Genomic DNA, 392 nt, shown 5'->3' on the forward strand with positions numbered 1-392 from the left:
GTTGTCCAGGTCGCCGGCCAGGGCGCTGCCGTCTTCCTTGCCGGTGAAGTAGCCGAGGTTGGCGCCCAGGGTCCAGTCGCCGATGGGCTGGCTGTGGGTCAGGTTGAAATACTGCTGCTGGTAGATGTCGGACAGTTCCGCGTACCACACGCCGACCTGGGTGCGTTTTTCATTGAAAGCATATTCGCCGCCGCCGAAGTTGAAGCGGTCGGAGGTGAAGGCGCCACGGCCGTTCATCGACATGTCTTCCATGCTCGCGTCGTTGCGCGGGCTGTTGCCACGGAACTGCCCGCCGTAAAGGCTCAGGCCGTTGATCTCGGTAGAGGTCACCTGGCCGCCACGGAAGGTTTGCGGCAGGGAGCGGCCGTCGTCGGAACGCAGGATCGGCAGCA

At 63.8% G+C, this 392-nt stretch carries 1 protein-coding gene; it reads right to left on the reverse strand.

What is annotated here, in order from left to right; all coding sequences use genetic code 11:
• A partial coding sequence (locus tag ACLEJR_RS27065) for an OprD family outer membrane porin (protein WP_440817767.1) occupies positions 1–392 on the reverse strand: 392 nt, incomplete at both ends.

It is taken from the genome of Pseudomonas sp. SMN5, from assembly GCF_052041925.1.
GTDB lineage: Bacteria > Pseudomonadota > Gammaproteobacteria > Pseudomonadales > Pseudomonadaceae > Aquipseudomonas.